This is a genomic window from Kluyvera sp. STS39-E (assembly GCF_040932435.1).
In the GTDB taxonomy this organism is placed as follows: Bacteria; Pseudomonadota; Gammaproteobacteria; order Enterobacterales; family Enterobacteriaceae; genus Kluyvera.
Map to the genome: position 1 here is coordinate 398,723 of NZ_JBFQGA010000001.1, position 21,296 is coordinate 420,018.

Annotated in this window: 20 protein-coding genes and 1 pseudogene; 7 read left to right on the plus strand and 14 right to left on the minus strand. The window is 46.3% G+C overall.

Going from position 1 to position 21,296, the window contains the following annotated elements:
• Positions 1-220 precede the first annotated feature (220 nt).
• From AB4K05_RS01940 to arsC, 7 genes are all read left to right on the plus strand, one after another.
• Positions 221-1,330 carry a hypothetical protein gene (locus tag AB4K05_RS01940; protein WP_059356151.1) on the plus strand — a complete coding sequence of 370 codons (1,110 nt, stop codon included), beginning with the start codon at positions 221-223 and terminating at the stop codon, positions 1,328-1,330.
• 8 nt (positions 1,331-1,338) lie between these two features.
• Positions 1,339-3,102: a hypothetical protein gene (locus AB4K05_RS01945; RefSeq protein ID WP_059356152.1), complete on the plus strand. Its 1,764-nt coding sequence runs from the start codon at positions 1,339-1,341 to the stop codon at positions 3,100-3,102.
• Between the two features lie 131 nt (positions 3,103-3,233).
• On the plus strand, positions 3,234-3,584 hold the full coding sequence (arsR, locus tag AB4K05_RS01950; protein WP_047620677.1) for an As(III)-sensing metalloregulatory transcriptional repressor ArsR: 351 nt from the start codon (positions 3,234-3,236) through the stop codon (positions 3,582-3,584).
• 47 nt (positions 3,585-3,631) lie between these two features.
• Complete coding sequence (gene arsD, locus AB4K05_RS01955; protein WP_000855179.1) at positions 3,632-3,994, plus strand: arsenite efflux transporter metallochaperone ArsD; 363 nt, start codon at positions 3,632-3,634, stop codon at positions 3,992-3,994.
• A gap of 17 nt (positions 3,995-4,011) precedes the next feature.
• Positions 4,012-5,763, plus strand: coding sequence for an arsenite efflux transporter ATPase subunit ArsA (gene arsA / locus AB4K05_RS01960; protein ID WP_089518003.1), 1,752 nt, complete (start codon positions 4,012-4,014; stop codon positions 5,761-5,763).
• 47 nt (positions 5,764-5,810) lie between these two features.
• The gene (arsB, locus tag AB4K05_RS01965; RefSeq protein WP_004129384.1) at positions 5,811-7,100 is read left to right on the plus strand and encodes an arsenite efflux transporter membrane subunit ArsB; all 1,290 of its coding nucleotides are present in this window, start codon (positions 5,811-5,813) and stop codon (positions 7,098-7,100) included.
• 12 nt (positions 7,101-7,112) lie between these two features.
• Entirely contained in the window at positions 7,113-7,538 is a 426-nt protein-coding gene (gene arsC, locus AB4K05_RS01970) for a glutaredoxin-dependent arsenate reductase (protein WP_059356155.1), read from the plus strand.
• A gap of 90 nt (positions 7,539-7,628) precedes the next feature.
• Here the strand turns inward: arsC and AB4K05_RS01975 are convergent.
• The 14 genes and pseudogenes from AB4K05_RS01975 to AB4K05_RS02040 form a co-directional block, all read right to left on the minus strand.
• Positions 7,629-7,703, minus strand: a pseudogene (locus AB4K05_RS01975) (VOC family protein); the annotation flags it as partial.
• Positions 7,704-7,767: 64 nt separating this feature from the next.
• Positions 7,768-8,019 carry a zinc ribbon domain-containing protein gene (locus AB4K05_RS01980; protein WP_059356218.1) on the minus strand — a complete coding sequence of 84 codons (252 nt, stop codon included), beginning with the start codon at positions 8,017-8,019 and terminating at the stop codon, positions 7,768-7,770.
• Positions 8,020-8,145: 126 nt separating this feature from the next.
• The gene (locus AB4K05_RS01985) at positions 8,146-9,786 is read right to left on the minus strand and encodes a methyltransferase domain-containing protein (protein WP_368478368.1); all 1,641 of its coding nucleotides are present in this window, start codon (positions 9,784-9,786) and stop codon (positions 8,146-8,148) included.
• A 7-nt stretch (positions 9,787-9,793) separates the two neighbouring features.
• Positions 9,794-10,051, minus strand: a complete 258-nt coding sequence (locus AB4K05_RS01990; protein WP_059356770.1) for a YjhX family toxin — start codon at positions 10,049-10,051, stop codon at positions 9,794-9,796.
• 276 nt (positions 10,052-10,327) lie between these two features.
• A complete protein-coding gene (locus AB4K05_RS01995) occupies positions 10,328-11,188 on the minus strand; it encodes a ketose-bisphosphate aldolase (protein ID WP_040018505.1) in 861 nt (286 codons plus the stop codon).
• 2 nt (positions 11,189-11,190) lie between these two features.
• Positions 11,191-12,597: a PTS fructose transporter subunit IIC gene (locus tag AB4K05_RS02000; protein ID WP_368478369.1), complete on the minus strand. Its 1,407-nt coding sequence runs from the start codon at positions 12,595-12,597 to the stop codon at positions 11,191-11,193.
• A 21-nt stretch (positions 12,598-12,618) separates the two neighbouring features.
• Positions 12,619-13,092: a PTS sugar transporter subunit IIA gene (locus AB4K05_RS02005; RefSeq protein ID WP_032681816.1), complete on the minus strand. Its 474-nt coding sequence runs from the start codon at positions 13,090-13,092 to the stop codon at positions 12,619-12,621.
• A gap of 1 nt (position 13,093) precedes the next feature.
• Positions 13,094-14,599: a transcription antiterminator gene (locus AB4K05_RS02010; RefSeq protein ID WP_368478370.1), complete on the minus strand. Its 1,506-nt coding sequence runs from the start codon at positions 14,597-14,599 to the stop codon at positions 13,094-13,096.
• Positions 14,600-15,037: 438 nt separating this feature from the next.
• Positions 15,038-16,300 carry a PTS galactitol transporter subunit IIC gene (locus AB4K05_RS02015; protein ID WP_001546979.1) on the minus strand — a complete coding sequence of 421 codons (1,263 nt, stop codon included), beginning with the start codon at positions 16,298-16,300 and terminating at the stop codon, positions 15,038-15,040.
• 88 nt (positions 16,301-16,388) lie between these two features.
• On the minus strand, positions 16,389-17,384 hold the full coding sequence (locus tag AB4K05_RS02020; RefSeq protein ID WP_368478371.1) for a 2-hydroxyacid dehydrogenase: 996 nt from the start codon (positions 17,382-17,384) through the stop codon (positions 16,389-16,391).
• Positions 17,385-17,400: 16 nt separating this feature from the next.
• A complete protein-coding gene (locus AB4K05_RS02025; protein ID WP_059356766.1) occupies positions 17,401-18,162 on the minus strand; it encodes an SDR family NAD(P)-dependent oxidoreductase in 762 nt (253 codons plus the stop codon).
• A gap of 11 nt (positions 18,163-18,173) precedes the next feature.
• Complete coding sequence (locus AB4K05_RS02030; protein ID WP_368478372.1) at positions 18,174-19,712, minus strand: FGGY-family carbohydrate kinase; 1,539 nt, start codon at positions 19,710-19,712, stop codon at positions 18,174-18,176.
• Between the two features lie 20 nt (positions 19,713-19,732).
• The gene (locus tag AB4K05_RS02035) at positions 19,733-20,284 is read right to left on the minus strand and encodes a glycerol-3-phosphate responsive antiterminator (RefSeq protein ID WP_311132729.1); all 552 of its coding nucleotides are present in this window, start codon (positions 20,282-20,284) and stop codon (positions 19,733-19,735) included.
• A gap of 14 nt (positions 20,285-20,298) precedes the next feature.
• Positions 20,299-21,090, minus strand: coding sequence for a class I fructose-bisphosphate aldolase (locus AB4K05_RS02040; RefSeq protein WP_032681805.1), 792 nt, complete (start codon positions 21,088-21,090; stop codon positions 20,299-20,301).
• Between the last annotated feature and the right edge of the window lie 206 nt (positions 21,091-21,296).

Sequence of the window (21,296 nt, forward strand, 5' to 3'; positions counted from 1 at the left end):
GTAAATAGGGAAAACGAGTTTTTAAAGTTTTCCCTAGAAGTACTATCTTTTAACTGTATAAAAAAACAGTATGTAAAACAGTGCATTAGATCACTAAAAGTGATCTTACAAATTTATTTTTTTTGATTTTCGTGATACACATCGCCTTAAATGGTTTAATTTGCATCCACATCCATCACTGGATGACGATGGAAATTTTTAGCTGTTGTAGGAGAGCAGGGTGGCTAAAAATAAAGCGGCAAACGCCGGGGTTGATGCGTTAACTGGTTTTGAGTTTCAAAGAAACTGTGCATTGTATCTTTTGTTAGATAATTTCAATTCTTTTATCAATAAAGAGTTCTTTATTTGTATCGAACATCACGATGATTTTCTATTTTGTTATAAAACTGATTGCTTAAGTTATATAAACGAGATACATGCCTATCAAGCAAAGAAACTTAGCGGGAAAATATGGACTATCGATTCTAGGTTTTCTGAGATGGTATCTAAAATACTATTGGTGGGCGAAAATTTAAGAAATGATGCTTTTGAAAAAAGTGAAGATTATAAACACCAGCTAACATTTATATCAAATACAGAAATAGAATTAAAATACTCACCGCCAAAGGCGTTAAAAAAAGAAGGTATTACTGAGCAGATATTAAGGATTAATGAGCAAAACTCTATCTGTGCTTATGATGAATTACATAAAAACATTCAGAATAAAATTGAAGAGAAAGTTACAGATATTTGTAATGAAGAATCTTCTGTTTTCCATCGTAAAGAACTAAGTAACCTAAAAATTCAGTGGGTAGATTTTCCAAGAACAGCTGCAAAACAAAAAGAATCGCTTATTGGACTTATGTCTAGAAAGTTTTCTCATATAGCTGACTCGAAAGCAGCCATCGAGGTAATACTTGCTCTATTTAGAAATGTGGAAACTGTATATAATCAAGGGCAGGAAATATGTCTACTCGATCCAACAAAAAGGGTTGAAGGCGAAGATGTTAAGAAAGTTATGAATATAATTGATTCACAGCAAAAGGCATTCGACTATTGGCGTGACGAAGCACAGCAATTCTCAATGAAATTCAGAATACCACTTAGCATACAGAAAAATCATGAAAACTATATACTTAACTCTTTTGAACTACTCAAGGATATGAGTAATTACGATTATCAAATCATTAAAGACTTTGTTAGAAATAATGATTACACAACTCAATATTTTTCTCTTCAAGACGCATTAACTGCATATGTTGATAATGTTAGAAAATCTCATTCTATAAACCTAGATAATATTGATACATTTTTTGCAGTTCTGTGTTCATACGTTGAGTGCTACGATTAAGGTAAACCATGAAGACAATTATAAAGTTTGATAGATTGTTTGTTGTCTCTGAAAGTCATAATTTATATTTCGACCAAAAGTTTTCAAATAAAATAAACATAATAAGTGGGTGTAATACCTCAGGTAAAAGTACTTTAATACAGAGTATTTTATTTACCTTTGGAATTAACGATGTTAAAGATGGCTTGAGCGAAATTATTCGATACAACCCTACGTTCAGATTGGATTTCAGCCTCACTAAAGGAGGCGTAGATAAAAAATATATAATAGTAAGAGAGCTTGGTAGCATATATTTAAAAGAGGATGGGGGAAATGTTTTTAGTTTTCATGGAATTGACTCTGATAGTCGAGTTGAACATGTGAAGCTTAAGGAGATGTTATCTCAATTATTTGATTTTAACATGCTTTTAGAACAGAAGGGTGAGCTAAAAAAAGCATCGATAGAATGCATGTTCCTGCCTTATTATATTTCTCAATCTGTAGGGTGGGTTTATTTAAGAGAGTCATTCTCTAATCTTGGTTTTTATAAAGACTTTAAAGATACGTATCTTGATTATTATCTTGGCATAGAAAATTCTTTTGATAAAGAATATTTTTATAAATTAACAAAAGAGCGGGCACAACTTCAGTCGAAGATCTCCTCATTGAATAAATATAGCGCCGAGCATCACTTTGTTGTTTCTAAATTACTGGATGAAGAGTTTGGTGATGAGGCTCAGAAGTATATAGATGGTTATATTAAATTAGTAGCATCATTAGATGAAGAACGTGATGTATATACTGGTTTGTGTAATAAGTTATCCTTAACTAAAAATCATGTCAAGATACTAAGAAGAACTAAAAGAAATATTAAAAACCAAAACTATAACAATATTGATCGTTGTCCTGCATGTACGCAAATACTTCCTTATTCCTTAGAAGGGTTATATGGTTATTATCAAAACATCAATGATACTGATAAACTATCGGAGCAAATAAATAATAAAATACAAAAAATACAGTCTGACATTAATAGTTCACTTGCGAAGATTAAAAAGTTAGAAATTGATATATCTTCAAAGTATTCATATTTTCTTGAGAAAAAATCACAAAATTTATCTGTCAACACATGGATCGATAATAAAGCAAACATACGTCTGTTAGGCAATATTCATGAAGAGATAGAAGAATATACAAAAAGGTCTGATGAAATTAAAGGATTAATTGATGGGATGGGAGAGGAGCAGTCTCTTTTTGTCGAGCGGTTTAACAAAGAAAAAGATTTCAAGGAAATATTTAAAGAATATCTTAATGATATGCAGTTGTTCAATGTAACAGAACCTAGATATACAGATCTTTATAAAATAAATTCATTTCCTTTTCAAGGGGTTGAACTTCATAAAACTGTAATGTCATATCATTTTGCATTAAATTCTTTAATAAGAAAAACAGACAATATACATCGACTTCCATTTATGCTTGACGCAATTCTTAAGGAAGATATCGATGACAGAAATTTTGATCTCATACTGTCGTTTGTGGGAAAAAATCTTCCGACTGATACTCAATCATTTATATCAATGTCTGAGTATGCTGAAGATAACCTCTTGAAAGATGGTAAAGAGATAAGTGCATTCCGAAGAGCCAAGGTTAAAGATATTAAAAATCGATACTTCCCTGATGGTACGAATTTATTCTTTATTGGTGATGGGAAGCATGAGAGAACATTTTTATCAAAACCTTTGGATTTAAACCTCGATATTTTTGTCGATACTTGTCGGCTTACTGAATGATTCCTTTAGTTAATAGCGAACACACAAACTTGTGCGTTCGCTATTTATGCTATACATTTGATTTACCATATGTGATCTTGCAAGGAATCTTTCGCCGAGTATCATAGAGCCAGATAGGTAGGGGAACGACTATGATTTTTACAGCATTACAACTCTTCAAAAACCTCTCCGATGAAACCCGTTTGGGCATTGTGTTGCTGCTTAGAGAGATGGGAGAGCTGTGCGTGTGCGACCTTTGTACTGCGCTAGAACAGTCACAGCCCAAGATCTCCCGCCACCTGGCAATGCTCCGGGAAAGTGGTCTATTGCTGGATCGCAAGCAGGGCAAGTGGGTTCACTACCGCTTATCCCCGCATATTCCTTCCTGGGCTGCTCAGGTGATTGAGCAGGCCTGGTTAAGCCAACAGGACGACGTACAGGCCATCGCCCGTAAGCTGGCATCGGCAAACTGCTCTGGTAGCGGTAAGGCTGTTTGCATCTAAAAAATTTGCCTGAACATATATGTTTTTCCAAATGTGAGGTATTCAGAATGAAGACGTTAACGGTGTTTGACCCAGCAATGTGCTGCAGTACCGGCGTATGTGGCTCAGATGTCGATCAGGTTCTGGTTGATTTTTCTGCTGATGTGCAGTGGCTGAAAGGACGTGGTGTACAGGTTGAACGTTACAACCTGGCGCAGCAGCCCATGAGCTTTGTGCAGAATGAGAAAGCGAAAGCATTCCTCGAAGCATCTGGAGCAGAAGGTCTTCCGCTACTGCTGTTGGACGGCGAAACGGTGATGGCAGGGCGATACCCAAAACGCGCTGAGCTGGCTCGCTGGTTCGGCATTCCGCTGGAGAAGGTTGGGTTAGCGCCCACCAGCTGCTGTGGTGGTAATACTTCCTGTTGTTGAATATGTCAGGAGGACATATGAAATTCTTACAGAACATCCCGCCTTACCTGTTTTTTACCGGTAAGGGAGGTGTAGGAAAAACGTCCATTTCCTGCGCGACGGCTATCCGCCTTGCCGAACAGGGGAAGCGGGTTTTGCTGGTCAGTACCGATCCGGCTTCCAATGTCGGCCAGGTATTCGATCAGGCTATCGGTAACAACATTCGTCCTGTGATGGCAGTTCCTGGACTTTCCGCTCTGGAAATTGACCCGCAGGAAGCCGCCCAGCAATACCGCGCCAGAATCGTTGACCCTATCAAAGGCCTTCTGCCTGATGACGTTGTTAACAGTATCAGCGAGCAGCTTTCAGGAGCCTGTACCACTGAGATTGCGGCGTTCGATGAATTTACTGGCTTGCTAACAGACACTTCCCTGCTGACCCGCTTTGAGCACATCATTTTTGATACAGCGCCGACGGGACACACTATTCGCCTTCTCCAGCTTCCTGGTGCCTGGAGTAGCTTTATTGAAAGCAATCCAGATGGTGCTTCCTGTCTTGGCCCAATGGCCGGGCTGGAAAAGCAGCGTGAGCAGTATTCTCATGCGGTAGAGGCGTTATCCGATCCGGAACGTACCCGCCTGGTTCTGGTTGCACGACTGCAAAAATCTACGCTGCAGGAAGTCACCCGTACCCATGAAGAACTCGCCGCAATTGGCCTGAAAAACCAGTACCTGGTGATTAATGGTGTGCTGCCTAAAGCCGAAGCTGAAAATGACGCCCTGGCCGCTGCGATATGGCAACGTGAGCAGGAGGCACTGGCAAATCTTCCTGCCGGTTTATCTGAGCTACCGACAGATACCCTATTACTACAGCCAGTCAATATGGTTGGTGTTTCAGCCTTGAAGGGACTGCTGGATACCGGTTCTGAGGCATTACCACTCCCGGTAACGAACATCCAGTACACGCCTGAAAACTTATCGCTCTCTGGCCTGGTCGATGATATCGCTCGCAGTGAGCACGGCCTGATTATGTTGATGGGCAAAGGTGGCGTAGGTAAAACCACGATGGCAGCGGCTATCGCCGTCAGGCTGGCAGACATGGGATTTGACGTGCATCTCACGACCTCTGATCCTGCAGCGCACCTGAGTACAACGCTGAACGGCAGCCTCAAAAACCTGCAGGTCAGCCGCATCAACCCTCACGATGAAACCGAACGCTATCGCCAGCATGTTCTTGAGACGAAGGGAAGAGATCTGGACGAAGCAGGGAAACGGCTACTGGAAGAGGATTTACGCTCTCCCTGTACAGAAGAAATTGCCGTGTTTCAGGCCTTTTCCAGGGTGATTCGTGAAGCGGGTAGACGGTTTGTTGTCATGGATACCGCCCCTACGGGACACACGCTATTGCTGCTGGATGCGACCGGGGCTTACCACCGAGAGATTGCCAGAAAAATGGGGAGTAAAGGTCATTTTACGACCCCAATGATGCAGCTTCAGGATCCGGATAGAACCAAAGTTCTGCTTGTTACGCTTCCAGAAACCACACCAGTGCTGGAAGCGGCAAACCTGCAGGCTGACCTTGAAAGAGCGGGGATTCATCCGTGGGGCTGGATTATCAATAACAGCCTTTGCATTGCGGATACGCGTTCTCCGTTGCTTTGTCAGCGTGCTCATCAGGAACTGCCTCAGATTGAGGCTGTTAAGAATCAGCATGCTGACCGTATAGCGCTTGTTCCGGTGCTGGCGTCAGAGCCCGCCGGTATTGAAAAGCTCAGAGAGTTGATGAGTTAATTTTTTGGCATATACAGGGCGACAAAGTCGCCCTGTCAGGAGGTTTTATGTTACTGGCAGGCGCTATTTTTGTCCTGACCATTGTTTTGGTTATCTGGCAACCAAAGGGATTAGGGATCGGCTGGAGTGCAATGCTAGGCGCGGGACTGGCTCTGATATCTGGCGTTGTGCATGTGGGCGATATTCCGGTGGTGTGGAATATCGTCTGGAACGCGACGGCGACCTTTATTGCCGTGATTATTATCAGCCTGCTGCTTGATGAATCAGGCTTTTTCGAATGGGCGGCATTGCATGTTTCGCGCTGGGGTAACGGTCGTGGCCGTTTGCTCTTTACGTATATCGTTCTGCTTGGTGCAGCGGTGGCGGCACTGTTTGCCAACGATGGTGCGGCACTTATTCTGACGCCAATAGTCATCGCCATGCTACTGGCATTAGGGTTCAGCAAAGGCACGACACTGGCATTCGTCATGGCTGCCGGGTTTATTGCCGATACAGCCAGCCTGCCACTTATCGTGTCGAACCTGGTGAATATAGTCTCGGCGGACTTCTTTGGACTGGGCTTCACCGAGTATGCGTCGGTAATGGTGCCGGTTGATATTGCAGCCATTGTTGCCACGCTGGTTATGCTGCATCTGTTCTTCCGCAAGGATATCCCACCGACTTACGACCTGGCTCTTCTGAAAGCACCGGCAAAAGCGATTAAAGATCTGGCAACCTTCAGAACCGGCTGGATAGTTTTAATACTTCTGCTGGTTGGGTTCTTTGTCCTTGAGCCGCTCGGTATTCCCGTTAGCGCGATTGCGGCTGTTGGAGCGGTGATCCTGTTTGCAGTAGCTAAACGAGGCCATGCCATTAACACTGGCAAAGTGCTGCGCGGTGCGCCATGGCAGATCGTCATCTTCTCATTGGGGATGTACCTGGTGGTCTACGGTCTGCGCAACGCCGGGCTAACCGAATACCTTTCAGGTGTGCTGAATGTACTGGCGGATAAAGGACTCTGGGCTGCGACGCTGGGTACTGGCTTCCTGACGGCTTTCCTGTCTTCCATCATGAACAACATGCCAACCGTGCTGGTTGGCGCTCTTTCTATCGATGGAAGCACCGCAACAGGCGTTATCAAAGAAGCGATGATCTACGCCAACGTGATTGGCTGCGATCTGGGCCCGAAAATTACACCTATTGGTAGCCTCGCAACGCTGCTCTGGCTGCATGTACTTTCACAGAAGAATATGACCATCACCTGGGGATACTATTTCCGCACCGGGATTGTCATGACTCTGCCTGTGCTGTTTGTAACGCTGGCAGCGCTGGCGCTACGTCTCTCTTTCACTTTGTAATGAGATACTGATATGAGCAACATCACCATCTATCACAACCCGGCCTGCGGCACGTCGCGTAATACGCTGGAGATGATCAGCAACAGCGGTACTGAACCGAACGTTATTCTTTATCTTGAAAATCCACCTTCACGCGATGAGCTGGTCAAACTCATTGCAGATATGGGCATTTCAGTCCGGGCTCTGCTGCGCAAAAACGTCGAGACTTATGAAGAACTGGGGCTTGCGGAAGATAAGTTTACTGACGATCAGTTAATCGATTTTATGCTTCAGCATCCGATCCTGATTAACCGTCCGATTGTGGTGACACCGTTGGGTACTAAACTGTGCCGTCCTTCCGAGGTGGTTCTGGATATCCTTCCAGATGCTCAGAAAGCGGCTTTCACCAAGGAAGACGGTGAAAAAGTTGTTGATGAGGCAGGTAAACGACTGAAATAAAGATGAAGGGGCAAATGCCCCTTCATCTTTATTTCGTCAATTATTCCAGTAGGTCAATACCAATTGGTTCTTCACTATGTAACGCTATTACCCCAGCATATCCATCAGCGGATCGTAGAATGTGATGGCGTGTGGCAGGTCGCCGGGCATAATGTAAGAAAACATCGTCTCTCCTTTATGGAATCAGGGGAGTGAAGATAGTCTGCCTAAATTACTCAGGCTTTGTTCTTCACTCGTCTGCTTTATGAACCCAGGCGGGCATTGCCGTCAGATAACGTTTTGCACGCTTCTGTGCTTCTTCCGGGCCGACTTTTTGCCAGGAATCAAGGAAGCTGGCTAAACCTGATACCGCTTCTTCCCAGGGTTTAAGATTGCCGTTACTGTCACAGCAGTACGCGCAATATTGATCGCTGGCACTGTGTGCATCGGGTGCAGACATCGGCATCCCGCAAGCCTGACAGAACTGTTCATGTTGTGACATATGATGCTCCTTATGGGGACATCCTGATTAATAAATATACTGAATATGTAGTATGCAGGTGATGTATCAGATCAAAGCAAAGACGAAGCCCCGGTATCTCCAGTCAGAAATACCGGGAACCTGTTGTTACCTGGCGATGAGCGCGAACACGCCCCAGCCAAAGTATTCCCGCGCGTACGTTACGTGGCGTTTCGGCGAGATGTTTAGCTCGGCCCTGACCTCGGCTGCGAAGTCGTCGTCAGGATTCGCTTCCAGCCAGCGACGCATGGTCAGCCATTTCGCGGCTTCATACCGGTCCCAGCCTTCCTGGTCTGCCAGTACCATTTCCACCACGTCGTAGCCGAGTTCATCGAACGCACTCACAAGTCCTGGTAGCGTCAGAAAATCGGTCGTCGAGCTGACGCCACAGGCCTGGGCTATCTCGTCCGTTGCGGGGAGCTGACGCCAGTAGGGTTCACCGATGAGCATGATCCCACCCGGTTTAAGGCTCTGAGCCAGCAGTTCGACCGTCCCGGCAAAGCCACCGGCAATCCATGTCGCGCCGACGCAGGCTGCCACGTCACATTTCTCATTGGCGACGTAACCGGCCGCATCGTTATGAATAAAATGTACGCGTTCGCTGACGCCGAGTTCTTCCGCGCGTCGCTTTGCCTGCGCGGTGAAGAGCGAACTCATGTCGATGCCAGTCCCCGTAATGCCATGATCTCGGGCCCAGGTGCAGAGCATCTCGCCCGAACCGCTGCCGAGGTCAAGAATGCGGGTCTCCGGTTTCATGCGCAGCACACGGCCCAGCGTGGCGTACTTCTCTTCGGTGAACGGGTTGTGGATGCGGTGTTCGCTTTCACTGATGGTAAAAATACGTGGGATATCCAATGTGGAATTCCTTTTATTGCGTTGAGTATTAAGAGGAAGTTTCTCTGAGGTTTTTGCTTTTTCGGCCAACAGAGCAAACAGCTTTCCTTCAAATGTCTCGCTGACTGGCCAGTCGTGGCTTTCAGGAGGAGGAAGCAGGGTAAAACCGACATTACCGAGCAGACTGACGTACTCTTCATCGCGCCAGGCCGTCATCTGGCTGCCGAAACGGGTGGTGTGACCGTTTGCCTCTATGGCCCAGAACTGCGTTGAGCTGGTCTGTGCTTCCTCATCCCAGCCATGCTCCGTCAGCAACAGGTGAGGGACGTCAAGAAACAATCCGTCCGGACAGCGTTGCCAGCTCGGTTCAGCAATTCCCTGACGTTTAACTTCGTCGAAAGTATGGACTTCAGTGAGCAGCCTGCCACCCGGCTCCAGCCACAGCGCGCAGCGGCTGACGAGTGAGCGCGCATCTGCCGTGCTAAACACATTCAGTTCCCCGAACGTCATCATGATGAAATCGAACGATTTATCCGGCCAGTATGCGCGGATATCCTGCTGGACATAGTCGATATTCAATCCGGCATTCTGCGCCCGCTGACGGGCCCAGCTCACGGATGCCGGTGAGAAATCCACGCCGGTGCAGTAAAATCCGCGTTCCGCTAAGCGGTGGGTATAAAAGCCGGGACCGCAGCCGAGATCGAGGATATGTGCGCCAGGGGGTAACTGGCTGGCGATCCATTCGACCTGCTGCTCAATGACCTCCTGCCTGCGGCTGGCCCAGTCGTGATCCTGCGACAAATGATTTGCCAGCATCCGCTGGCTGAAGGCCGGTTCGTCCCAGGGGATTTTGCTCTCCTCCGCCGACAGTTGAATGTGCCGGGATGAGGAAATAAGGGTGCTGATATCCATCATGCTCTCCTTAACGATTATCAAGCTGTGCGCGAACGTTATTCAGCCCGGTGGTGTTGATGCGGTACGGCTGACCGTTGACGGACTTGATCAGTTTTTTGGTTTTGAGTTTTTTGAAGGTGGCGAGGGTGCAGTCGATGAGCAACAGGCCTTCGCGGGTGTAGCATTCAACGGCGGTGACGCGGCCAGACGCATCGCGAACGTGCGCAATACGGCCACCTTTGGCGAGAACGTGTAAGGTACGTTGTTCCTGACGGGATAAATTCATACTGGAAAACCTGTTTAATCATCATGTGCAAAACGTGCAAACACACCGCGGTGTCCGCATTCGATTTCGGCGCATTGATAATCAGTCCGGCCTGAAAAGGTCGGGAAGCTGATTATCGGATGATTACATTCTCCAGCATCAAAGCCTCGGGTTGAGTTGAAAGGTATTTACGGGGTGAATGATAACACCTAATTTTAGTAAGTGAATACCCAAGGATGAAAAGTGTGATCCCGATGGGAGCCTGTCAGGGCTCCCTTATTGAATCGCCTTGCCTTCTTAGCCGTAAAGCGCCGCCTTGCCGATGGAGGAGAATAAATCCATCTTCTGGATCACAATCTCTTTCGCTGCATCCATTGGCTTAAGGTATAGAGCGTTAGGTTCATGACTTCCTGATTTCAGTTCTTCTTCCAGTGCAATATAGAATGCTTTTTTCATATCGCTGGAAATGTTGATTTTGCTGACACCGTGCTGGACAGATTCTGCCACCTCAGCATCTTTGTTACCTGAACCACCGTGCAGAACCAGAGGAATGCTCAGTCGCTGCTTAATGGCTTTCAGTCTCTCGATATCCAGTTTCGGCTGTTTTCCTGCCGGGTATAATCCGTGTGAGGTTCCAATCGCAACCGCTAGCGTGTCGACTCCTGTCTCTCTCACAAACTGTTCAGCCTGCTGTGGATCGGTATAAAGGATTTCAGCGTGTCCGCCTTCGCTGCTGCCCTCAGCCACACCTATCGTGCCGAGTTCCGCTTCAACAGATACGCCCGCAGCATGGGCCACTTCGGTAATATGGCGTGTGATCGCAATGTTTTCCTCAAATGGAAGGGCTGAGGCGTCGATCATGACAGATGTATAGCCGGTGCGAATGGCCCGCATAACCTGTTCCAGTGTCTGCCCGTGGTCCAGATGGATGACGACGGGCACCGTTGCCTTAATCGCCAGTTCGCGAAGATAGTAAATAAAATCATCCCCGGTAAATTCATGCTCATCAGGATGCACTTCAAGAATGACGGGTGAACGAAGTTTTTCTGCAACCTCAATGACGAGCCTGGCAAACTCGGCAGAGGCAATATTGAATGCGCCAACGCCAAATTTATTTTGCTGAGCTATGGATAAAACGTCTTTCATATTCATAAGCATGGTTACATCTCCTGTACAGTTTCAGGGCTGTCTTTCTTAATAAAACGAAGAATAAGGGCCGTCAGTAATGCGCCTGCAGCAATAGCAGCGATATAGCTGACAACATGGGTGATCACATTCGGAATAAACATGACAAATACGCCACCGTGCGGGGCTCTTGATGCACATCCCAGCGCCATAGAGAGGGCCCCTGCAAGCCCGGACCCTGCAACAATGGCAGGGATGACACGTAGCGGATCAGCTACTGCGTAAGGGATTGCACCTTCCGTGATAAAAGACAGGCCAAGAACATAGGTGACTTTGCCGGTGTCTCTTTCCTGACGGGTAAACTTACGACCAAACAGCGTGGTGGCGAGCGCAATGCCTAACGGCGGTACCATGCCAGCAGCCATGCAGGCGGCAATCGGTTCATAGATACCTGTCGACATTAGGCCAATAGCAAACATACAGACGGTTTTATTCAGCGGTCCTCCCATGTCGAAGGCCACCATCATGCCTATCATAAGTCCCATGATGGCTGCGTTGGTATTCCCGAGGTTCTGAAGAAATAAGGTTAGCGAGTCGAGAAGAAACTTAATGGGCTCGCCAATGACTAACACCATCAACGCACCGGTAATAAAAACGCTCAGTAACGGGACGATCAGTATCGGCTTCAGGCCTGCCACGGACTTAGGGAGATTGATATATTTCACAATCAGCAGCGTGATATATCCCGCCAGGAATCCGGCCAGTAGTGCTCCGAGAAATCCCGAACCCGTTTGTATCGCCATCATGCCGCCAACGGCCCCGGAAACCATGCCCATATTGCCGCTAATTGATTTACTGATGCCAAGTGAAAGAATGGGCAGCATCAGGGCAAAAGCGGCACCCCCACCGATATCAGAAAGCATTTTTGCAACAGGGCTGAAATTTGGATCGCCAGGTGTTGCAGCGGTAATGCCAAATGAGAAACTCAGGGCAATCAGAATGCCACCGGCAACCACGAACGGAATCATCAAGTTAACGCCGGTAATAAGATGAATATAAATCTGGGAAACGAGAGATTTATCCGTATCTTTTTGTGACTGCTTTTCCGAAATATCTGACGCAAGATACCGTTCAGGCTGTAATTTTCCAGAAACAATATCATCCAGTAACCCAGATGCATCTTTCGCTGCACGCGTTACCGAGACGCGGATAATGTTTTTATTATTAAAGCGCGAGAGATCAATAAACTTATCAGCGGCGATTAAAACTACGTCCGCCTGCCTGATATCATCATCTGTAAAAATATACTCACTTTCAACAGCGCCATGCGTTTCAACAAGTAAGGGAATGCTTTTTTTACAGGCGTTCTTTTTGAGGTTTGCTTCAGCAAGGTATGTGTGTGCAACGCCAGTTGGACAGGCGGTAATTGCAATGATTTTCATTTTATTCTCCTTGTAAGGATGCTACTCCCCGGTATTGCTGAGAATTAACCGGTACAGTTCCTCTTGTGAGCTGGCATTAAGTAATTTGTCGACGACGTCATCATCTCCTAATGCAATTGATATACGGGCCAGCACTTTTATGTGTCCCGCTCCGCTGTCGACGTCTTTCACGGCAAACAGAATCACCAGTTTGACATCGGAACTATCCATGGTTTCCCAGTCAACAGTCTCCTTTAGCCTGGCAACAGCAATTCTTGTTTCTTTAACCCACTGAGATTTTCCATGTGGAATAGCAATCTGATTTTCGAAACCCGTTGACCCCAGTGCTTCTCTTGCAAGCACGTCAGCGATAAAACCTTGTTTATTATCGATTACACCTTCTTCGCATAGCGACTGCGTCAGTTGCTCAATGACATCCATTTTACTGTTCGCCTGCATATCAGTTATCACGCAGGCTTTGCTTAATAGATCACTTAAAACAATTTTATCTAACATGCTATTTCTCCTGAGAGTTGCGTTCGGTGAATAATGTTTCCGTCACGCGAATAATATCTTTTGCTGAAAAAAGAGCGGATACATATGCCACAGGGATCATCATTTCTTCTATCCTCACCGTTGAAATGATTAAGTCACATTTCTTTTCAGATAATGTTTTTTTAAGCCTGCTTCCAGGCACAATGTCGACAATCTCCCAGTCCGGGAATGCTTTGGTGATCCGGCTATACAGAAGCTGCGATGTGCCGACTCCACTTGAACAGACAAGGATAATTTTTTTGTTCTCTTTAACCTTTTCTATTGCTGCCTGAATATAAACGCTTAAATAAGCAACTTCATCCTCTGAAGGGGGGTCGTGTTTATCATAGTTATTTATTTTTATAGTGGCGCTTCTGACAGCAGCGAAAACATCTGAGAGTTCTTTTTTTATTTCATCAAGAAGAGGGTTGTGAATAATTATCCGGTAAGTTAGTCGATTTAGCATCGGCTTAATATGCATGACCAGAGAGTTCAACAGTGTTTTGTCTGATATTAAATCACATTTAAGCGACTGAGAGATGTCACTTGTCAGATTTATGGCATAACTTACCGCCTCTTTATCCTGAAAATCGTTATCTGGAAGGTTGGTTAAGGTCGTATCTTTTCCAGATGAAATCAGATACTGATAGATGTAGTTAATTTCAATCTCTGGAAAGGAAAATGTATACTTTCCCTCTAGCCATGATATTGCTTTAACTGCAACTTTCCATTCTTTATTATCATGAACTGGAATCTTCTCGTTATCGGTATGAGGATGACACTTCTCCATTCGTCTGATGGTGACCAGTAAATGTGAAAAAAGATTGGTGTAGTAAGGTTCACTGATTGCACATGCTAATTTATCTTCTATGAAGGTGATGAGGTTGATACAGTTCGCGACGTTTTCTTTACCAAACTCTTTTATGAGTTGTACACGAGAAAATCTGTCGATTCGACTATCGGTCATCTGATAATTACATAATACGCTATGTGTTATGATCTCCTTGAGAGCCATGCGAATATCATAGTCATTACCTTCAACATACGTTCCCGTATGATTCTTTATCATCACAAGTGAAAAACTGCCCAGCCATTTATCAATTTTATTTAAATCCTCTACGATTGAGGAGCGGCTGATGAAATACTTGTCTGACAAAAAAGTAATGGATAATGGCGTGGGTGAGTGCGTCAGCAAATCAGTGATGATGCCAATGAGTCTTTTGCTTTTTAATATGTTAGCAACATGTTCGTCTGGAGATGTAACTGGCAAAGACACTATTTCACTTGCATCCAGCCTCATGCCCAGGCCAGGTCTGCAGAGTATGTGATTGCCTTTATCAGCGAAAAAGTCGTTGATAGCATCAACATCTCTTCTGAGCGTGCTCACTGAGATATGAAGGATTTTCGCGGCCTGAGCCGTGCTTAGCCAACCATCTTCCTGAGCTAATTGATTTACCAGCGATATTTGTCTTTTGCTCAGCACTTTCATTATCCACTCCTTCGAAGAAATGTTGGCGCTTCAATGATGTTAGTTATAACGACTCTCATGATGCGAGGAAATACCATGAAATGAACGCATGTATACCATCACAATGAACAGCTCGTTATTCGGGAGAGGCGTGATTATACGTGGGCGTTTGTAAGTTAATGTCCCTAAGAGAAAAGAACAGGGTAGTTAACTGGTTTAATGGATGGGGATATTAATAGCGTGAGCTTGATGTTAATTCTATTTTCAAAAAAAACACAATTTGGAGACGAAGTTAAATGAGTCATATACAGAAAATTTCATAGCAAGATTTTTCTTTTGAAGTCATCTTTTTCTAAGGAATGCTCTGGTTGATATGTCATTCAGTTGAAGATTTTTCTGAAATGTTTAAAAAGAAACAGAGGGCAGGGGATTGCCCTCTGTTTGTGTTGTGACTCTGAATTAAGGCGCAGTACTGAAAAACTCCCCAAACTTCACTGCCAGCCAGCCAACCGGTGTGGTCGCCCCCCCGACAATATTGGTAATTTCAGACATTCCCTCCGGCACCGGAATGTTGGAGTTAACCGCCGCCTGAGTGTATTCCTTAGAAATGTCCGTTCCGACGTACAAAATGCAGCTGACGATCAGCGTGCCGCTAATGAACATGCGGAACATATTGCGTTTACAGAATGGCGTGACCATCGCCAGCAGGAACATCAATGAAGCGAGGTCGACAAATGGCAGAACGCGGTTACCGGGCAGAATGATAGACAGCACTACGGCCATCGGGATCAACAGCAGTCCGGTGGCCAGGACTGAAGGTTCGCCAATCAATAACGCGGTATCCATGCCGATATAAAAGTCACGGTCAGGGAATTTGGCCTTCAATTTTGCTTCTGCGGCATCACGGACGATAAGCAATCCCTGCACCAGTATTTCAATCATTTTTGGCAACAGCAGCATCGCCGCGGAGACCTTGATTGCCAGCGAAACGGCAGCCGAAACGTCATACCCGGCAAGGAATGCCAGCAGCAATCCCAGTACGAAACCCAGCGTTAACGGCTCACCAAATACACCGAACTTTTTATTAATGCTTTCCGGATCAAAATTAATTTTATTGATAAGCGGAATCTTATCAATAATGTAATTACAGGCTATGCCAAAGGGGACGTAGGCTATACAGGTAAGGTGAGGGAAAGAAATCCCTTTTAGATTATAATTTTTTTGTAAATACGGGGCGGTTAAATCTGCTGCCAGTAACGTTAAGACAAAAATACCAAATGTTATGCCAACAGAAAGCCAGTAGTTACCGGTTCCGGCATACACGACCGAGCCCATGATCAGGAATATCCAGTAGTTGAAGATATCGATATTCACCGTTTTGGTTAATTTGAGCAGTAGCATGGCCAGATTGATGACAATAAAACCGACCACGACAGGCAGCATCAGCGGAGAGCCCCAGCCAATCGTTGAAGCGGTCGGCCACCCGGTGTCGACGACATTCAGTTGCAGGCCGATGCGCTCGACCATTGCCTGTGATGCAGGGCCAATGTTCGTCAGCAGCAGGCCAATTACCAGGCCGACGCCTTCGAACCCAATACCGACCAGCATCCCCGCTTTAAATGCCGTACCGATTTTTACCCCAAAGCAAAGTGCGATAATAAAGAATATTACTGGCATCATGACTGATGCCCCCAGACTAATAATGCTGTTGATAATATCCATAATGATTCCTTAACAAGGCGGCCGAATTGGGCGCGAGCGAAGCCGAGCCCAATGGGCTGTATAAAAACCTTAAAGGTCTTTTTTATATTTAACTGAGTTTCTTCAGCAAGATCTCAGCAAATAGTTTGGGTGAATTACTGAAGGCGTCGAGCGTACTGCCCGCAATATGCGGGGTGATGGTGACGTTATTCAGTAAATAAAACGCGCTGTCGTCAGGTAACGGCTCATCGTCGAAAGTATCCAGCGCCGCCCCCATGATTTTTCCGGTCTGTAGAGCGTCAATCAGATCGCGTTCATTGATTAGCCCGGAGCGCGCGGTATTAACAATAATGGCGCTGCTTTTCATTAACCCGAAATGGTGTGCGTTGATCAGGTTTTCGGTTTCCGGCGTCATACGGGCATGGAGTGAGACAACGTCAGCCCGTGTTACCAGCTCGTCAAGGGTATCGACTTTCTCATAGCGTTCGTGGCCGGAGACGTACTTATCATAAAAGATAATTTCCGTGCCGAAGGCGCTAAGAAAACCCGCGACGAGTTGAGCAATATGACCCAGGCCAACCAGACCGACAACCTTACCGCCAAGCTCTGGAATAGCCTGATGATTCGGGCTGTCTTTACGCCAGAACTTATCGCGTAACGCATCATGAGAACGGGCAATATTGCGCATTTCGGCCAGCATCATCCCGACCGTAAATTCCGCCACGCTGCGGGCATTGCGCCCCGGCGTGTTCATTACCTCAATTCCCCGGGCCAGTGCGACCTGCTGGTTGACGTTTTCAACGCCCCCTCGCAATACCCCGATGTATTTGAGCTTTGGCAGTTTATCCAGCACTGCCGTATTGACCGGAGCAAACTGGGTTATCAGGATTTCAACGTCGTCAGCACCCTCGAGTAAGGCTGCGGGTAACGTAACCGCTTCTGCGCCTTCCTGCTCGACCCGCAGATTATCCTCCTGCAATTTTTCGATCGAATCATGCGACCATTCACGAACTTCAACGTCGATACCTTTATCCCTGAGCGCATTAAGACCTGCTTCCATCATCGCTTTGTTGATAAAAAGATCGGCAATTGCCAGATATTTCATAGTGATTCTCCATAGATTAACGCATCAACATACCGCCGGTGACATCCACAGTTGCTCCCGTCATATAGCTGGTTTTAGGAGAAACCATGAAGACCCCGATGTCGGCAATTTCATTTGGCTGAGCTACCCGACCTACTGGAATCCGGCTGACGTAATAGGCTGGGTCCTGTTCAATATTTTTACGGATCATCGCGGTGTCCATAATCCCGACAGCGATGTTGTTCACGTTGATATTTTGTTTTGCTACCTCTCTTGCCAGCGAGATAGAGAAAGCTACCAGGCCCGCTTTACTGGCCGCGTAATGGGCATGGCCGGTTGTGGATCCATGGAATGCAGCCTGTGAGGTAATATTCAAAATGCTGCCTGCCTGATCTTGTTGCAGGCAGTGATTCACAAACAATTGGCTTAAATGGAATACCGCTTTCAGGTTCACATTCATTACCAAGTCCCAGTCTTGTGGGGTTATCTCGGTAACGTAACCACTGAGCCAGATACCGGCGTTATTGACCAGAATGTCGGCCTTTCCCATCTGCTCAATGCAGGCCGCAAAGAGATGCTCCCGGCTTTTCTCATCGGCAAGATCGGTTTTCACCGCAATAATTTTGACGTCAGTGGTGGATTTCACCTGTTCAATCAGTAATTCCGGGCACTCTTCATCACGCAGGTACGTGAAACAGATATTGACGCCTTCTTTAGCCAGGGAAAGGACAAATTCCCGGCCAAGCCCCGTGGCTCCACCGGTGACGATGGCTGTGCGGTGTTTCAGATTTAGATCCATTCATTCCTCACTTAATGCGTGATGTAGTTACTGCAGCTTTTCCATGGGGACTGCATTTCAGATAACAGGTTTTTGTAGAGCTGATATTTGTCCTGGTACACTTGCTGATGGGCCGGATTCGGCGTCACGGTACGCGCGACGCGCACCATTTCATTGGACGCGGCGAAGACATCATCAAACCAGCCAATCATGACAGCGGCTGTCATTGCGGTTCCGAGTGTGCCGTGCTCTTTAACATCGACAATCTCAAGCGTGCACTGGAAGATATCGGCAAAGACCTGTAGCCAGACCGGCGAGTTGGTGACCCCCCCAGCAATTCGTATGGTGCGACTCAAATCCGGATTGATGTTTCGTAAACGTTCGGTGTGATAGAGATGGCTGAACGCCACACCTTCGTAAATCGCGCGCAGGAAATGCGCTTTTTTATGGAAACTGTTCACCCCAATAAAGCCTGCTGAGGCATCGGGAATGGTGTTAGAGCCAAATACGAAAGGAAAGAACAGCAGATGGCTTTCTTCTGGCGTCGTGGATAAGACCAGCGAGTTACACAACTCATAGACGGAAGATCCCTGAGCAGCAGCGGTTTCCCGGTCGTTCTCCATGAAATTATTGATAAACCATTCAAGATTGCTGGCAGAGGTCGGGCTGGCTTCGGTTATCAGCCATTTACCGTCGATCGGGTAAATCGACGTCATAAACAGATCTTTGTCGATAACCGGATGGTCAGTCACATATTCATTGATGCTCCAGGTTCCGGTGATGATAGCCAGCTTATTGAGGGTATTAATCCCGGAGGCGACAGACGAGGCGGAAATGTCGAACACGCCGCCAGAGACGGGGGTGCCTGCGCATAAGCCTGTCTGACGGGCGACTTCATCGGTTATCCGACCGCAGCAGTCCGTGGACAGTTTGACGGGGGGCAATTTCGCGCGCAGGTCAGCAAGCCCCCACCATGCCAGTAGTTCATCGTCATACTTGCGGTCACTTACGTTAATCAGATTGGTCCCGGAGAGGTCAGTAAGCTCAAGATAAGCCTCTCCGGTCAGGTAGAAGCGGATCAGGTCTTTTACCATAAAAATGGTATGTGCTTTCTGCAGCACCTCCGGCTCGTTATCCTTCAGCCAAGCCAGCAGAGCAATGGGTTGTCCGGCCCAGATTGACTGCATGGTTTTAGGCAGGATGTCGGTCAAAAACTCGGGTGAGTTTTGCCACTTTTCTACGTACTCTTTTGCCCGACTGTCGGTTGAGATAATGCCGTTGCGGACCGGGTTGCCAGCTTCATCTACCAGATACAAACCGTTCCCATGTCCGGTGACGGCGATTCCTTTGATTTTACTGGCGTCGATCCCTGATTGCTCAATCGCTTTTTTGATGACCTCGATGTTAGCCGCCCACAGCTCGGTAATATCGCGTTCGGTATGAAATTCCCTGGGTGTCAGCATCTGGGTGGATTTTGACGCGATAGAAACCACGCTGCCGTTGCGATCGTAGATAGCCGCCTTAGTGACTGTCCCGCCATTATCGATACCCATTACATATTCATCTTTCATTACCGTGGACTCCTTATTGGTTACCATAAACCCGGCTCGCTGGTGGTTATTCCTTTAAACCCGGCATGGAATATTTTATCTACAAGGTATTTCCGCTTTACAAAGCCTCCGGCGATGAATATCACGTCAAAGCCATTTAAGTTTCGGCTAATCAATTCCAGGCACTGGCAGGCATATTCAGCAGGTAAGATTTCTATTGCATCCGGCGGGTTATGTTTAACGATGTCGATAGACTGATCCAGCGATCGAGAATCGATAAGTAACACCCGAAAAATAGTCAATAACCCCTCTTTTTTTGCATAGCGCAGGGCGGAGAGATTGGAAGAAATAACACCATCAACTTTATAATAACTTTTCAGTAAATTGATCCCAGCCTGATCGGGTTTAAACCCGCCGAGTAACTCCAGATGGACCAGAACCTTCTTACCATTTTGATGACATTTGCCTATCAGTGATTGCAGATTGCCGATATTGGCCTCTGACAACAGAACATATTCCGATGCACAGGATAATGCCTTGTCAAAATGCTTATACTTTCTAACTGAAGGAATGATGGTGTTATTTAAAAACATATTAGTATCCGATGTTATTTAGCCATATAGAGGCTGTATGCTTCTTCCGCAGAGGCATTTTCGTGGACGATAGCATTCAGGCCTGCGACCACTCTGTCTGGTCGCGGGTCCTGAGTGATATTTCGACCCACTGCCACCCCTTTAGCCCCAACCTGCATACAGTGCAGAACAAACTTGAAGTAACCATCAATGCCGGTTTTTGGGCCCCCAAGTGCAAGGACGGGAACGCCTGCCGCTTCGACGATCAAGCGGTCTTCCGCTGTACCTGTAAAACGTGTTTTGATGACATCGGCCCCCAGTTCCACTGCGGCGCGAGCCGAGGCGGCGATAATTGCCGGGTTGTTCGAGTCGTCGCTGGTCACGGGGTAGCCATAGGGAAGTGATTCGACAATTAGCGGCACGTTCCAGCGGTCTGCGGCCTGTGCCAGTTGCATTGCCATGATGTGCGTTTTTTCTTCGTTGAAGGCACCCGGGAAGGTCATGCAGACGACACCTTCAGCGCCGACTTTTAATGCATCTTCAACGGTAAACATCGGGGTAGTATCGGGAACGGTATTATCAAAAATACTGACTGTACTATCGACGCGTAATACAACAGGAACCGAATTTAATGGCTCACGAAAATTTTTCAGCATGCCGTACGTGACCAACGCACAATCCAGCCCTTGCTCAACCAATGCCGGCAGTTGGTTTATCGTATTATCAATACCATTTGTTTTCGTGGAAAAATAGTAACCATCCAGCGCTAATGTCACTGATTTACCATCTTTTGCAAAAATCTTTGAGAGACGGCGTTCTTTAGACATTTATTTACTCCTTAACAAGATAAAAAAACAAAAAAAGCCCTCAGAGACTCACGTCTCTGAGGGCTTTCTATTCACATACCCATTGCGATAATGGTTCAGAAATCTAAATCATTATCAGTTAATTTGTTTTGCAATTTGAGAGGGGTTTAAACTTTGTTTATATTTAAATCCGTTCTCTTGCGTGCTTAAATAACTAACATGCTCAG

Excerpts from the sequence above, each read along its gene's own strand:
- AB4K05_RS02040 (WP_032681805.1), bottom strand. The coding sequence starts at position 21,090 with ATGTCTAAAGAACGCCGTCTCTCAAAGATTTTTGCAAAAGATGGTAAA.
- AB4K05_RS02005 (WP_032681816.1), bottom strand. The coding sequence starts at position 13,092 with ATGTTAGATAAAATTGTTTTAAGTGATCTATTAAGCAAAGCCTGCGTG.
- arsD (WP_000855179.1), top strand. The coding sequence starts at position 3,632 with ATGAAGACGTTAACGGTGTTTGACCCAGCAATGTGCTGCAGTACCGGC.
- arsB (WP_004129384.1), top strand. The coding sequence starts at position 5,811 with ATGTTACTGGCAGGCGCTATTTTTGTCCTGACCATTGTTTTGGTTATC.
- AB4K05_RS02025 (WP_059356766.1), bottom strand. The coding sequence starts at position 18,162 with ATGGATCTAAATCTGAAACACCGCACAGCCATCGTCACCGGTGGAGCC.
- AB4K05_RS01990 (WP_059356770.1), bottom strand. The coding sequence starts at position 10,051 with ATGAATTTATCCCGTCAGGAACAACGTACCTTACACGTTCTCGCCAAA.
- arsA (WP_089518003.1), top strand. The coding sequence starts at position 4,012 with ATGAAATTCTTACAGAACATCCCGCCTTACCTGTTTTTTACCGGTAAG.
- AB4K05_RS02035 (WP_311132729.1), bottom strand. The coding sequence starts at position 20,284 with ATGTTTTTAAATAACACCATCATTCCTTCAGTTAGAAAGTATAAGCAT.
- AB4K05_RS01945 (WP_059356152.1), top strand. The coding sequence starts at position 1,339 with ATGAAGACAATTATAAAGTTTGATAGATTGTTTGTTGTCTCTGAAAGT.
- AB4K05_RS02000 (WP_368478369.1), bottom strand. The coding sequence starts at position 12,597 with ATGAAAATCATTGCAATTACCGCCTGTCCAACTGGCGTTGCACACACA.
- arsR (WP_047620677.1), top strand. The coding sequence starts at position 3,234 with ATGATTTTTACAGCATTACAACTCTTCAAAAACCTCTCCGATGAAACC.
- AB4K05_RS02020 (WP_368478371.1), bottom strand. The coding sequence starts at position 17,384 with ATGAAATATCTGGCAATTGCCGATCTTTTTATCAACAAAGCGATGATG.
- AB4K05_RS01995 (WP_040018505.1), bottom strand. The coding sequence starts at position 11,188 with ATGCTTATGAATATGAAAGACGTTTTATCCATAGCTCAGCAAAATAAA.
- AB4K05_RS01980 (WP_059356218.1), bottom strand. The coding sequence starts at position 8,019 with ATGTCACAACATGAACAGTTCTGTCAGGCTTGCGGGATGCCGATGTCT.
- AB4K05_RS02010 (WP_368478370.1), bottom strand. The coding sequence starts at position 14,599 with ATGAAAGTGCTGAGCAAAAGACAAATATCGCTGGTAAATCAATTAGCT.
- AB4K05_RS02015 (WP_001546979.1), bottom strand. The coding sequence starts at position 16,300 with ATGGATATTATCAACAGCATTATTAGTCTGGGGGCATCAGTCATGATG.
- AB4K05_RS02030 (WP_368478372.1), bottom strand. The coding sequence starts at position 19,712 with ATGAAAGATGAATATGTAATGGGTATCGATAATGGCGGGACAGTCACT.
- arsC (WP_059356155.1), top strand. The coding sequence starts at position 7,113 with ATGAGCAACATCACCATCTATCACAACCCGGCCTGCGGCACGTCGCGT.
- AB4K05_RS01985 (WP_368478368.1), bottom strand. The coding sequence starts at position 9,786 with ATGATGGATATCAGCACCCTTATTTCCTCATCCCGGCACATTCAACTG.